Source organism: Nocardiopsis sp. CNS-639, assembly GCF_000381685.1.
Lineage (GTDB): Bacteria > Actinomycetota > Actinomycetes > Streptosporangiales > Streptosporangiaceae > Nocardiopsis > Nocardiopsis dassonvillei.
In genome coordinates this window covers 311,612-324,146 of sequence record NZ_KB906855.1, presented here as the reverse complement: position 1 = coordinate 324,146, position 12,535 = coordinate 311,612, and the positions used below count along the sequence as shown (strand labels likewise).

Here is a 12,535-nt window from a genome sequence, read left to right as displayed (position 1 = left end):
CACCGAGTGTGTCAGGCGGTGGTGGCCAGCGCGACGTGGAGGCTGTGCTCGACGATGCCGAGCATGAGGGCGCGGTCGGGGTAGCCGCCGTCGAGCAGGCGCAGGGGACCGGCGACCAGGGACAGGTGCAGGGCCAGGTCGTACAGGGCGGTGCGGGCCGGGTCCAGGGGGCGGGTGGCCAGGCGCGGGTGGTGCTCGCCGAAGCGCAGGCGCAGGAAGGCGTGCTCCCACTCCACGTCGAAGAACATCAGTCCCTCGATGTCGATCAGGACGGGGGCGCCCTGGGAGTCGACCAGGACGTGGTCGGGACCGAGTTCGCCGTGGACGAGCGCGTGTTCGCGGCGGGGTTCCACGCGCGCGGCCAGGGTGCGCAGGGTGGCAGTGAGGCGTTCGCGGCCCCGGCGCATGCGCGGGTCGCGGTGGGCGGCCTCGTCCAGGTCGGTCAGGGCCCGCTCCAGGACCAGCTGGTGGCAGGAGGGGGCGCCGGCGGCGCCGCCCGCGTCCAGGTGGGCGACCTTGCCGAAGGCGGTGTCGGTGCTCGCGTGCATGGTGCGCAGGTCGCGGCCCAGGCGGTCCAGGACCGGGCGTGCGGCGCGGGGGTCGTGGTGCAGGAGTTCTTCGAGGGTGGGGCCGGGGACGTCCTCCAGCACGGCTAGGCAGCCGGGGTGGTGGGCGCCGCTGGTGTCCAGGGCGTACAGGCGGGGGACGCGCACGCCCAGGTCGGTCAGGGCGCGGTGGGCGGCGGTGAACAGGTCGGCGCCCGAGGCGTGGGAGAAGGGGTCGGCCGGGTCGGCGCCGTGCGCGGTGGCGGGCCAGTAGTCCTCGCTGTCGTGCCACAGGTAGGCGATGACGGTGGTCTGGTCCAGGGCCAGGCGGTAGACGCCCTTCTTGGAGCCGCCGCGCAGGCGTTGGGCGGCGCGGGCGGGGCCGGGGTGCCCGAGCAGGTCGGGGACGGCGCGGGCGAGGTCGACGGCGGGCGCGCTCATGGCACTCCTGAGGGGTGTGGTGGGGTGGGCGGCCATCCTCGCACGGCCCCGGCGGGGTGCGCCCGTGGTTTTGGCGCCGACCACTCGCGGCGGGCCGGAGCCGCGGGTCCGGCTCAGTCGACGTGGGCCGTCCCGGTCGGCGGCGGGTGGGGCCGCGCGCCTCCGGCCCTCGTCGGCGCGGGGTTCAGGCGCGGTCGATGGGGGCCAGGACGCGGGAGAGCAGGTCGGCCAGTTGGGCGCGTTCGTCGCCGGTCAGGGGGCGCAGGAGGTCGGCCTCGCGGTCGAGCTGCCCGGCGAAGAGGGTGTCGGCCAGGGCCTGGCCGCGTTCGGTGAGGCGGACCTGGACCTCGCGGCGGTCGCGTTCGAGGGGGGTGCGGGTGATGAGCCCGGCGGCCTCCAGGCGGGTGAGGCGTTTGGTGGTGGCGGCGCCCGAGGAGATGGTCTCGCGGGTGAGCTGGCGGGGGCGCAGTCCGTGGGGGGAGCGGCGCAGGGCGGCCAGGACCTCGAACTCGGGGCGTGTGACCTCGGCGTCGGCGAGTCCGTCCTCGGTGACGTTGTTCATCAGGGCGGCCAGGCGAAGGACGCGGCCCATGGCGGCCATGCTGGTCAGGTCCAGGTCGGGGCGCAGGCGCGACCAGCTGTCGAGGAAGCGGGAGACGGCGTCGCTCATAGTGTCCTTCACGTGTGCGGCGGGGCCGGTCGCCGGGTGCGGGCGGGCGGGGTGTCGGGCGGAAGTGGGCGGTCTCTCCCCCTGCGGGGTTTGTCCGGCCCGCAGAACATCCTAAGATAATTTACTTGTGAATTACTTTTATCGTCTGTGGGGTGCGCTACGCCGCACCCTCACCACCCGCGGGGCCTTCGCACCCAGACCCGTGCGCGGCAACGTCGCCGTCACCGCGCTGCGCGCCGGAGTGTGCGTGGCCCTGCCCCTGCTGGCGCTGCACGCCGCGGGGCGCATCGACCTGGCCCCCTACGCCGCCATGGGCTGCTTCACCGCCCTGTACGCGCGCGACGACACCTACGCCCGCCGCGCCCGGCTCCTGGCCGTGGTCGGCGCGACCCTGACCCTGGCCGTGGCCCTGGGCGCGCTGGTCTCGGCCGCGCTCCCCCACCCCCTGGCCGCCATCACGGTCGTTGCCCTGGTCGCCGGAGGAGCCAAGTACCTCTCCGACGCCCTGGAGTTCGGCGCCCCGGCCGGGCTGATGTTCGTCTTCGCCGCCGGGGTGGCCGCCTACAACCCCCAGCCCCTGACCGCGCTGCCGGTGGTGGTGGCCACCACCGCGGCCGCGGCCGCCCTGTGCTGGACCCTGGCCCTGGTCGGCACCCTGGTCCACCCCACCGCCCCCGAACGCCTGGCGGTCGCCCGCGCCCTGCACGCGCTCGCCCGCCACCTGCGCCACCCCGCACCCGCCGCCCGCACCGGGGCCGAGACCGCCCTCCACCACGCCTGGCACGTCCTGCTGTCCTCCCCCGGCCACACCCCGACCCGCCAGGCACTGGAGATCCTCACCGCCCGCGCCGAAACCCTGCTCACCGGAACCGGAGACCGCCTCACCGACGCCCGCGCCGCCGCCGAGATGAGCGAACTGGCCCGACGCCTGCGCACCGAACGCGCCGTCGAACCCCTGGTCGGTACCGACGAGCACGCCGCCCTGTCCCGGGCCGCCGCACACCTGCGCCGCCACCACACACCCCCGCCCGGGGCGGGCGAGCGCCTGCGCGCCGCACTGCGCGCGCCCTCGCCCACCCCGGTGTCGGTGGTGCGCATCGTCCTGGCCTGCCTGCTGGCCGGGGCCCTGGCCTGGGCGCTGGGCATGGGACACGGCTACTGGGCGGCCGTCTCGGCCGGATCGGTCCTCCAAGCCGTCAACGTCACCACCACCTGGCACCGCACCCTGCAACGCGGCGCGGGCACGGTCGTGGGCGTGGCGCTGGCCGCCGCGCTCTTCAGCCTGGACTACTCCCCGCTGGGCGTCATCGCGCTGGTGGTGGCGTGCCAGATGGCGGCCGAACTGGTGGTGACCACCAACTACTCCTACGCCATCGTGTTCGTCACCCCCCTCACCCTGGCCCTGTCGGGCCTGGCCGACGCCGACCCGGGCGCGGACGGACTGGCGGCCGAGCGGCTGTGGGCCACCGTGCTGGGCGCCGCGGTCGGACTCCTGGTGTGCGCGGCGGTCGCCAACCGCCGCGCCGGGGACCACCTGCGCCAGGCCCTGGCCGCGTGCGAGCACGAACTCGCCCGGGCACGGGAGTGCGCGGGCGCCGACCCGGCCGCGCGCCGGCGCCTGGCGCGCAGCCTGGTGGCGCTGCGCGCCTCCCACGCCCTGGCCGCGGGGGAACCGTGGCTGGGCGGGGCGTGGGCGCGGGAGGTCCAGGACGTGGAACGCCGCGCCCGCGCCCTGCTGGACGGAGCCGCCCTGCCCGGCCGGGCGGTCGGCGCCCTTCCGGAGTGAGGCGCGGGACGGAACCCACGGCAGGGCGAGGCCACCGGCGGCTGCCAGCGCGGGCCGGGAACGCCGTCGACGAACGCCGTCGATCACCGCGGTCCGTGCCGCGGACGCGGGACCACACGAGGTCGCGGTGCTCAGCCGAGCGCGGCGGCCCGCACCCCCAGGAGTTCACGCCAGGCCCGCTCACCCAGCTCGGTGATCCGCAACGCCCTCCCCGAACCCACGCGCGCGCACCACCCGGCGTCCAGAGCGTGGCGGCACAGCGCCGCCCCGGCCGTTCCGGCCAGGTGCGGCAGGCGTTCGGTCCAGTCCAGGCACGAGCGCACCAGCGGGCGCTTTCCCCCGCGCGCCAGCGGTATCCGCTGCTCGGCGAACCAGGCCACCCCGGCCTCGGTGAGCGCGAACCCGGTGTCCTGGGTCAGCAGGCCCCGCTCCGTCATGGCCCGGGTGACGGCGCAGCCCAGCCCTCCGGCCAGGTGGTCGTAGCAGGTGCGCGCCCGCGCCAGGGCCCGGTCGGCGTGCACGGTGCGCAGGGTGCGCGGGCGCTGGTGGGCCGGGCCCGGGTCGGCGTGCGCGGCCAGGGCCTCCACCAGGTGCGCCACCGCCTCGTCGGCCAGGCGCACGTAGCGGTGGCGGCCCTGGCGTTCCTGGGCGAGCAGACCGCCCTCGACCAGCCGGGTCAGGTGCTCGCTGACGGTGGAGGCGCCCACCCCGGTGTGGCGGGCCAGCTCCCCGGCGGTCCAGGCGCGCCCGTCCAGCAGCGCCAGGCACACCCCGGCGCGGGTGGGGTCGGCCAGCAGGGCGGCCAGGGCGGCCAGGCGGGTGGCATCGGGAGCGTGCATACCTCCAGGATGCGCCGTACACGGTGCGGCGGTGACCGAAACGTGGCGCGCGGCCGGTCCGCACGAACCGGCAGGCCGGGAGAGGGGCGGCGCCCCCACCCGCGGGTAGGTAAGGGGGGAGAGGTTACGCCCATGGACACCGGGCCCACGGGAGCGGCACATCCGACCCGGCCCCGCGACGAAGCCTCAGGAGCGGCAGCGCACCGCCGTACCCGAACGCAGCGATCCCGTCGCCTTCAGGAGGAACTCCGTGGGCACCACCTCGATCACCACCACCGTCAAGCTCTCCACAAGCCAGCCCAACGCCGAGGACGTCCAGGTGTTCTGGCGCCGGGACCACCCCGACCTCCTGGCCCCGGCCCTGGTCGACGCGGCGCCCGGAGTGGCCCTGCACCTGCATGACGACAGCGGGGACCGCCCCTACCTGGACAAGCTGTTCCAGACCCTGACCCAGGTACGCGACCGGATGTCCGAGAGGTCCGACGACCAGGACGCCTGACCGCCGTGCCCGGACGGGGAGCGGCGACGGTCCACCCGGGCACGGCGTACACGGGGTCCGGACGGTCAGCGGGTGCCCGTCACCACGGTGGCCTCCCACTCCGGGCAGGAGACCACCTCACAGGCCAGACCGCCTCGGACGAAGGCCTCCCGCGCCGACAGAACCTGCTCCTGACCCACCTCCACCAGCACCCGGCCGCCCGGCGCCAGCCACCGACCGGCCCCGGCGGCCACACGGCGCAGCAGGTCCAGCCCGTCCGGGCCCCCGTCCAGGGCCCGCCGGTCCTCGTGCACGCGCGCCTCGGCGGGCAGCAGCGCGATCCGGTCGGTGGGGACGTAGGGCACGTTGGCGACCAGTACCTGGACGTGGCCGCGCAGGTCCGGAGGCAGGGCGTCGTACAGGTCGCCCTGGTGCACCCGGTGCCCGGGCAGGTTGCGCCGGGCGCAGGCCACGCTGGCGGCGTCGATGTCGGCGGCGTGCAGGGTGATGTCGGCGCGGGTGTGCGCCAGGACCGCGCCCAGGGCCCCCGAACCGCAGCACAGGTCCACGGCCACGGCGCCGGGGGTGAGCAGGGCGCGGGCCTGGCGGGCCAGGAACTCGGTGCGGGGGCGGGGCACGAACACGCCCTCGTCCACGTGCACGCGCAGCCCGCAGAACAGGGCCCAGCCCAGGACGTGTTCGAGGGGCAGGCCGGCGCAGCGGCGCCGGACCATCCGATCCTGTTCGCCGGGGGTGCGCGCGGCGGAGGCGATCAGGTCCGCCTCCTGTTCGGCGAAGACGCAGCCCGCCCCGCGCAGACGGGCGACGAGGGCAGGGGAGACCGGGGATGGCGAAGATGCCACGAGAGCCTTTCGACGAACTGTCGGGCGCTCCGGCTACGACGCGGGTGCGTGACCTCGCGGTGGGAACGCCCCTCCTGCGACAGCGGAGATCGTCCTCACCCCCTCGGTTGTGCGGTTCGGTGCCCCGGAACTCTACCCGACCGGGCCCGGCTCAGGAGTCGCGGGGCGGCACCGGCAGGCGTTGCAGGTCCTGGGCCAGCGTGAGGGGCCCGTCGAACTCGGCGGCGGCCTCGGCGAGGAAGCGGGCGTCGTCGCGGTCCTCGTAGCGTTCGGAGATGTGGGTGAGCACCAGGGTGCGCGCCCCGGCGCGCGCGGCCACGCGCCCGGCCTGGCGGGCGGTCAGGTGGCCGTAGGCGCGGGCCAGGTGCTCCTCGGTGTCCAGGTAGGTCGACTCGATCACCAGCATGTCGGCTCCGCGCGCGAGTTCGACCGCCTCCTCGCACTCGGCGGTGTCCATCACGAACGCCATGACCTGGCCCCGGCGCGGCCGCGCGCAGTCGGCCAGCTCCACGCGGCGCCCCTGGGCGGTGGTGACCGACCCCCGCCGCTGGAGTTCGCCGACCATGGGGCCGCGCACGCCGTGGGCGGCCAGCCGCTCGGGCAGCATCCGCCAGCCGTCCGGTTCGGCCAGCCGGTAGCCGTAGGCGGTGGTCGAGTGGCGCAGCGGTAGCGCGGTGACGCGCAGGTCCGGCTCGCCCAGCAGACAGGAACCGGTGCCGCCGACCGGCTGGGGGAGTACGACGTCGGTGTCGTGGAAGGCGGTGGCGTGGCGCAGCCGCCGCCAGTAGTCCTGGCCGTCGGCGGGGTAGGCCACGCGCACGGTGTGGGGCACCCGGTCGCGGGCGATGCGCTGGATGGTGCCGGGCAGGCCCAGGCAGTGGTCGCCGTGGAAGTGGGTGACGCAGATGCGGGTGATGTCGGTGGCGGCCAGGCCCGCCAGGCGCATCTGGCGCTGGGTTCCCTCACCGGGGTCGAACAGGACGCCGTGGGTGTCCCACCGCAGGAAGTAGCCGTTGTGGTTGCGGCGGCGGGTGGGCACCGCGCTGGAGGTGCCCAGGACCACGAGTTCGCGTACGGACATGGGAGGGATCCTGCCACAGCGCGGGGCAGGGCCCCGCCAGGAGGCGGTCGGGCCCGCGTGGACCCGCGAGCGGGCGCCGGTTCTCGCCTCCGCCTCCCTGGAGACGGACCAGCGGAGCAGTCGGCGCCCTCCGCCCGAAGCGGTGCGAGGGCGGTCAGGGGCCGGGTCCGCCCCCGCCACTGTCGTGGGCGGACCCGGTGAGCCGCGCGTCAGGGCCTGATGAGGACCTTCAGGCTCCTGCGGTCGTCCATGTCCCGGTAGCCGTCGGGCACACCGCCCAGGTCGGTGGTGGCGTCGAAGACCCTGCCCGGTTCGATGGTCCCGTCGAGGATGTCGGGCAGCAGCTCCTCGATGTAGGCGCGCACCGGGGCGGGCCCGCCCGCCAGGCGGATATTGTGCCGGAACAGGCTGGCGAAGCCGATCGGCGCCTCCTCGTACTGCGGAACGCCCACGCGGCTGATCACCCCGCCGGGGCGCACGACGCCGATGGCCTGCTCGTAGGCGGGCATGTGCCCGACCGCTTCGAGGACGGCGTGTGAGCCGTGGCCTCCGGTGAGCTCGCGGACCCTGGCGATGCCCTCCTGGCCGCGCTCGGCGACCACGTCGGTGGCGCCGAACTCCCGGCCCAGGTCGGTGCGGTCGGTGTGGCGGCCCATGAGGACGATCCGCTCGGCCCCCAGACGCCTGGCCGAGAGCACCGCCATCAGGCCCACCGCGCCGTCACCGATCACGGTGACGTGCTGGCCGGGGGCCACGCCCGCGGCCCTGGCGGCGTGGTAGCCGGTGCCCAGCACGTCGGCCAGCGTCAGCAGCGAGGGAATCAGCGCTGAGTCGGGCGCGACCGGCAGCTTGACCAGGGTGCCGTCGGCCAGCGGTACGCGGACCGCCTCGGCCTGGCCGCCCTCGTCGGGGATGCCGTCCCAGAAGTTCGCCTCGTGGTGGGAGCAGGAGGTGTGCAGGTTCTCGCGGCAGAACGCGCACGCGTTGTCGGAGACCGCGAACGGTGAGACGACCAGGTCGCCCTTCCTGAGCGTGGTGACCTCCGCCCCGGTCTCCTCGACGACGCCGATCAGTTCGTGCCCCATCCGGGCGGGGCCCTGGTCGGCGTTCATGGAGTGGTAGGGGTGCAGGTCGCTGCCGCAGACGCAGGACGCGGTGACGCGGACCAGGGCGTCGGTGGGGTGCTTGATCCGGGAGTCGGGCACGTTCTCCACGCGGACGTCTCCGGCCTTGTACATGAGTGTGGCGCGCATGGTGTGTCTCTCTTTCGGTGGTGTTCGTCGTCGGGGACCGCCGGGTGCGGCGAAGGTGTGCGGGTCAGGGCAGGGCGTTCGCGGCCTCGGGGCTCACCTCCCTGTCACGGCGGTGCTGGAGCAGGGCCAGCGCGGTCGCGGGGATCAGCGTCAGGGCGGCGATGGCCGTTCCCACGACGAGGGGGCCGGTGACGCCCAGGCCGGTGGCCAGGGCGGCGCCGCCGGTCCAGGAGGCGGCCGCGGTGCCGAAGTTGAAGGCCGCGACGCTGAGCGAGGACCCCAGGGTGGGCGCGTGGGCGGCGTAGCGCACCGCCAACGTGATCAGCACCGGGTTCGCGCCGAGGCCGAACAGCCCGAGCAGGGCGAGCAGGATCGTCGTGGGGACCGGCGCGCTGGAGGCGAAGCAGAGCGCCAACAGGATCAGGGCGGTCGCCAGCGGCGCCAGGATCGTCGCCGTGTGCGGGCGGGTGTCGCCGAGCCGGCCGCCCAGGACGGAACCGACGAGCGAGCCGGCGCCGAAACCGGCGAGCACCAGCGGAACGAGGTGGGAGGCGATACCCGTGTGCTCGGTGAGCAGCGGAGCGACGTAGGAGTAGGCGGCCAGCACCCCGCCGGTCGTGGCCGCGCAGGCCGCCAACGCCAACCACAGCCGCCCGGAGCGCAGCGCGGCCAGCTCCGAGCGGACCGACGGCGACCGGTGTCCGGGGCCGCCGCGGGGAACGTGGCGGGCGATCACGGGCACCGCGACGACCGCGAGCACCGCCAGCGCCCAGAACGTGCCGCGCCATCCGACGAGCTGCGCGGCGAGCGCGCCGAGCGGAACACCCAGGACGGTCGCGAGCATCCCTCCGGCGTTGACGACGCCCACGGCGCGCGAGCCCGCCCCCGGGTCCGCGACGCGGGTGGCGACCACCGCGGCCACGGCCCAGAACGCGCCGGTCGCCAGCGCGGTGAGGAACCGTGCGGCGAGCAGCACCCCGAGGTCGGAGCCGACGGCGACGATCACGTGCCCCAGGGCGAACACGCCCAGGGCGAGCATGAGCGTGACCCGCTGCGGCATCCGCAGGGTCAGCATCGCCATGAGCGGTGCGCCCACGATCATGCCGACCGCGAAGACCGTGATGAGCATCCCCGCCCGGGCGAGGTCCACCCCCACGTCGGCGGCGATGCCGGGCAGGATCCCGGCCACGACGAACTCCGTCGTGAGCATCAGGAACGTGCCCAGCGCCAGAACGTAGACGACGAAGGGAAGGCGGGACGAACGATCCTTCCGGGAGACCCGGGTGGCTTCGTCGTGCATGGCGGACCTCGTGTGGTGGTGCTTTCGGTGTCAGCCCCACTCCACCGTCCGCCGCCGCCACGGAGAAGGTCGCGTTCGTGGGGGTACAACCTCAACCCCCCTGGCGCGCTCACCTGCGCCTATCGTGGACGGCATGGACAACCGCGCGGACATCAGGGGCTTTCTCGCCAGCCGACGAGCCAAGCTGTCCCCGCAGCAGGTCGGGCTTCCCCCGGGAGCCCGCCGCCGGGTGCCCGGGCTGCGCCGTGAGGAGGTCGCCACCCTGGCCGGTGTGAGCGTCGAGTGGTACACCCGCCTGGAGAAGGGCCACATCGCGGGCGTGTCCGAAGAGGTGCTCGACGCGGTCGCCCACGCGCTGCGCCTGGACGAGGAGGAGCGCACACACCTGTTCGACCTGGCCCGCGCCGCCCGCCCGGCCCACCGCAGGACGACCCGCCGCCGGGAGGCCGCCCTGGCGCCGCCCGTGCAGTGGATGCTGGACTCCATCACGATGTCGGCGGCGTTCGTGCGCAACGGCCGCCTGGACGTGGTGGCGACCAACGCCCTGGCCGAGGCCCTGCACGCGCCGATGTTCGCCAGCCGGACCACCGCCGACCACGGGCGGGCCAACTTCGCCCGCTACCACTTCCTGGACCCGGCCTCACGTGACTTCTTCGTGGACTGGCAGGAGGGGGCCGCGATGACCGTGGCGCTGCTGCGCGCCGAGGCCGGGCGCGAACCCCACGACCGGGGACTGCGTGAACTCATCGGTGAGCTGTCCACCCTCAGCGACGACTTCCGCACCCTGTGGGCCTCGCACGACGTGCGCATCCACCACCACGGAGCCAAACGCCTCCACCACCCCCAGGTGGGAGGTCTGGAGCTGACCTACCGGTCCCTGGACCTGCCGACCCCGCCGCGGGCCGTGCACGAGCTGTCGCTCTACACCGCCGAGCCGGGGACCCCGCACGAGGAACGGCTCACGCTCCTGGCGAGCTGGTCCGCGCCCACCACGGCTCGCGGGCGGCAGGAGCAGGATCCGCTGACCGCTCCCGAGACCGGCCCGGGCAGGGAGTAGCGCCCACCCGCCACCGCGCCCTGTTGCGCCGGTGCCGACGGGGCCCGCGTTCTGTACGCGCTCGCCGCCGACCGGTGGAGGAAGCGCCCACCTCCTGGGGCAGTCCTCCTCGCCCGGGGGGGGAGGACTGCCCCTACTTGATCTGCGCGACGGGCAAGGTCCTGAACAGCGAGTTCAGCAGGTTGATGGAGAATCCAACTGCAAGGAGTCACAAACAACCTGTCCACTGTTCGCATTTCTCTCAGCTGACCTGCTCAGAGAACTGTGTCCGTACACGACTGCCACAGGCGTGGTCCGGATGGAGCATCAGCCCCTCGCTGATGTTGGCAGTAGCCAGAAAGGTGGTCACGAACGTGTTCCTGCCTGTGAGTGTTCGAGTCAACAAGCGGACGCGACGATGTCCAGGAGCTGTTGGTGGAGGCCGGATCTTGCGAACAGAGCGACACCCGTGTCAATGCGCTGCTGGCCAGCGAGGTCACTGAAGACGCCGCCAGCCTCTTGGACGATGGGTACCAGCGCGGCAATGTCCCACGGGCCTGCTCCCATCAGAAGGAAGGCATCCAATTGACCGGTCGCGACAAGAAGGCCGCCATGACAGGTGCCAGATCCGGCGGACGGTTTCCGGGGCGCAGGCGTGGTGGGACCGGCCGTGGACCACTCGAGCAAGGGCCGGGTATGTGCGACGTGTTCGGCGAGTGTCGCTGCGATGGTGCGTTGGGATTCGCTCATCCTGGTGGAGGGCGGCCAGATCCCGAGAGTGGCATCGTGCACGTCACCACCATCAGCGATGGACAGACGATGCGGGGGTGTCGGTGACTGGGAGGAATACGGCCCCTCCCATGAGCCGGTGCCTGGAACCGCCCACCAGCGGCGACCCAGCGCTGGTGCGGAGACCATGCCCAAAGTGATGTCGTCGCCTTCCTCAATGGCAATCAGCGTGCTCCACTCCGGCTCACCAGCGATGAAACTCGCGGTTCCGTCGATGCCGTCGATGATCCAGCGGCGGTGGGCGGTACCAAAGGCGTCGGACTCCTCGCCGAGGAGTGCGTCGTTGGAGTAGCGCTGGCGGATCTGGGACCACAGGGTTTGTTCGATCTCCCGGTCAACGTCGGTGACCGGACTTCCGTCTCCCTTGGTGCGGACAGTGAGGCCATCCGCGGCCAAGTGGTGCTGTGCGATGGCTCCTGCTCGGTCGGCCAGGTGGTGCGCCAGCACCAGAACTGCTGGGTCTGTCATAGCGCTCCTTCTCGTTGGTACCCCATGCGACCACGTTCCCTACGTAGCCCAGCAGATACAGAGCACGGGAGCACTTCGGATGAGAGAGCTGAGCGGAGTGAGCACGTCAACCGCGAAGGGAACTGCCTGGCTGCGCAGACCGTCTGCGAATCTCACCAGACCGGAGCACTCCGGGTGAGAGTGGAGTAGGTCGCGTACGCCGGGACACGAGGGCCTCGGGGTCACGCGACGGTAGTACAGCCCTCGCTGTATCCGTCGCGTTTTCGATCCCTGCTCAGCGGCCCCTGGCGGCGGCGCCAACGAAACTCCGGGCTCCCCCAGCCTCTTTGTAGCAACACATGTAGTAACACCTTATAAGGTTCACTTATCGGAGGTGAGAATGCGGGGGTGCCTGGGCCTTCATTGCGTGTGCATATTGGCTTTACGTTAACTAATAACGTAACCAACGAAACGTTATTAGATCCACCGGGGAGCCGACCTGCCAGGGCCCTGCGGTCAGGTGCTTCCAGTGGCCGTCGGTGACAGCTCCGACCTGGGGAACGGCGCCCTGGTCGGGGTCCGGGGCCGGGCCCGCTTCTCCGAGCTGGAGTGGCTGCGCACCGAAGCCGACCGCGTCTCCGAGTCCCGCCACGCCCTGGCCCGCAAGATCTGCTTCGGCAACCGCGGCGAACTCCGGCAGCGCTACCGCCAAGGGCTGGAGGACCGGCTCGGAGCCCCGGGGCTGGTGCTCAACGCCGTGGTGGGGTGGAACTCGCTCTACATCGACGCCGCCGTCACCCGGTTGCGCTCCGGCGGGTTTCCCGCCACGGAGGAGATGTGCGCCCGCCTGTCCCCGCTGGGGTTCGACCACATCAACTTCCTGGGCTCCTCTACCTTCCCCACCGACCCCGCCGTCGAGGTCCTGCGCCCCCTGCGGGTTCTACACGTGGAGTAGACCGCGGACTGTGCAGCTGAGGTGCCGTTCGGACCCAGGAGCGCGGACGGCC

At 73.3% G+C, this 12,535-nt stretch carries 12 protein-coding genes; 4 read left to right on the top strand and 8 right to left on the bottom strand.

Annotated elements, in window-relative coordinates:
- Positions 1-11 precede the first annotated feature (11 nt).
- A complete protein-coding gene (locus G011_RS0104065; RefSeq protein WP_019607361.1) occupies positions 12-986 on the bottom strand; it encodes a phosphotransferase family protein in 975 nt (324 codons plus the stop codon).
- Between the two features lie 184 nt (positions 987-1,170).
- Positions 1,171-1,656, bottom strand: a complete 486-nt coding sequence (locus G011_RS0104060) for a MarR family winged helix-turn-helix transcriptional regulator (RefSeq protein ID WP_019607360.1) — start codon at positions 1,654-1,656, stop codon at positions 1,171-1,173.
- A 127-nt stretch (positions 1,657-1,783) separates the two neighbouring features.
- On the opposite strand from G011_RS0104060, the gene G011_RS0104055 reads away from it, so the two are divergent.
- On the top strand, positions 1,784-3,442 hold the full coding sequence (locus G011_RS0104055) for an FUSC family protein (RefSeq protein ID WP_026338002.1): 1,659 nt from the start codon (positions 1,784-1,786) through the stop codon (positions 3,440-3,442).
- A gap of 131 nt (positions 3,443-3,573) precedes the next feature.
- On the opposite strand, the gene G011_RS0104050 is transcribed toward G011_RS0104055, so the two are convergent.
- Entirely contained in the window at positions 3,574-4,281 is a 708-nt protein-coding gene (locus tag G011_RS0104050) for a helix-turn-helix transcriptional regulator (RefSeq protein ID WP_019607358.1), read from the bottom strand.
- Positions 4,282-4,531: 250 nt separating this feature from the next.
- Here G011_RS0104050 and G011_RS0104045 point away from each other — a divergent pair, with 250 nt between their 5' ends.
- Positions 4,532-4,780, top strand: a complete 249-nt coding sequence (locus G011_RS0104045) for a hypothetical protein (protein ID WP_019607357.1) — start codon at positions 4,532-4,534, stop codon at positions 4,778-4,780.
- Positions 4,781-4,845: 65 nt separating this feature from the next.
- Here G011_RS0104045 and G011_RS0104040 read toward each other — a convergent pair whose 3' ends face one another.
- From G011_RS0104040 to G011_RS0104025, 4 genes are all read right to left on the bottom strand, one after another.
- A complete protein-coding gene (locus G011_RS0104040; protein ID WP_019607356.1) occupies positions 4,846-5,622 on the bottom strand; it encodes a putative protein N(5)-glutamine methyltransferase in 777 nt (258 codons plus the stop codon).
- A 151-nt stretch (positions 5,623-5,773) separates the two neighbouring features.
- Positions 5,774-6,703, bottom strand: a complete 930-nt coding sequence (locus G011_RS0104035) for a ribonuclease Z (protein WP_019607355.1) — start codon at positions 6,701-6,703, stop codon at positions 5,774-5,776.
- Positions 6,704-6,912: 209 nt separating this feature from the next.
- Entirely contained in the window at positions 6,913-7,956 is a 1,044-nt protein-coding gene (locus tag G011_RS0104030) for a zinc-dependent alcohol dehydrogenase family protein (protein WP_019607354.1), read from the bottom strand.
- A 64-nt stretch (positions 7,957-8,020) separates the two neighbouring features.
- Complete coding sequence (locus G011_RS0104025; protein WP_019607353.1) at positions 8,021-9,256, bottom strand: MFS transporter; 1,236 nt, start codon at positions 9,254-9,256, stop codon at positions 8,021-8,023.
- A gap of 133 nt (positions 9,257-9,389) precedes the next feature.
- Between G011_RS0104025 and G011_RS0104020 the strand changes: the two genes are divergently transcribed.
- Complete coding sequence (locus G011_RS0104020) at positions 9,390-10,313, top strand: helix-turn-helix transcriptional regulator (RefSeq protein ID WP_019607352.1); 924 nt, start codon at positions 9,390-9,392, stop codon at positions 10,311-10,313.
- A 378-nt stretch (positions 10,314-10,691) separates the two neighbouring features.
- Here the strand turns inward: G011_RS0104020 and G011_RS0104015 are convergent, their stop codons facing one another.
- The gene (locus tag G011_RS0104015) at positions 10,692-11,549 is read right to left on the bottom strand and encodes an inositol monophosphatase family protein (protein ID WP_026338001.1); all 858 of its coding nucleotides are present in this window, start codon (positions 11,547-11,549) and stop codon (positions 10,692-10,694) included.
- 508 nt (positions 11,550-12,057) lie between these two features.
- On the opposite strand from G011_RS0104015, the gene G011_RS0104010 reads away from it, so the two are divergent.
- Positions 12,058-12,483, top strand: a complete 426-nt coding sequence (locus tag G011_RS0104010) for a Tn3 family transposase (RefSeq protein ID WP_019607350.1) — start codon at positions 12,058-12,060, stop codon at positions 12,481-12,483.
- The last annotated feature ends 52 nt before the right edge of the window (positions 12,484-12,535 follow it).

Coding starts and splice junctions, on each gene's coding strand:
- G011_RS0104065 (WP_019607361.1), bottom strand. CDS start 986: ATGAGCGCGCCCGCCGTCGACCTCGCCCGCGCCGTCCCCGACCTGCTC.
- G011_RS0104060 (WP_019607360.1), bottom strand. CDS start 1,656: ATGAGCGACGCCGTCTCCCGCTTCCTCGACAGCTGGTCGCGCCTGCGC.
- G011_RS0104050 (WP_019607358.1), bottom strand. CDS start 4,281: ATGCACGCTCCCGATGCCACCCGCCTGGCCGCCCTGGCCGCCCTGCTG.
- G011_RS0104035 (WP_019607355.1), bottom strand. CDS start 6,703: ATGTCCGTACGCGAACTCGTGGTCCTGGGCACCTCCAGCGCGGTGCCC.
- G011_RS0104030 (WP_019607354.1), bottom strand. CDS start 7,956: ATGCGCGCCACACTCATGTACAAGGCCGGAGACGTCCGCGTGGAGAAC.
- G011_RS0104025 (WP_019607353.1), bottom strand. CDS start 9,256: ATGCACGACGAAGCCACCCGGGTCTCCCGGAAGGATCGTTCGTCCCGC.
- G011_RS0104020 (WP_019607352.1), top strand. CDS start 9,390: ATGGACAACCGCGCGGACATCAGGGGCTTTCTCGCCAGCCGACGAGCC.
- G011_RS0104015 (WP_026338001.1), bottom strand. CDS start 11,549: ATGACAGACCCAGCAGTTCTGGTGCTGGCGCACCACCTGGCCGACCGA.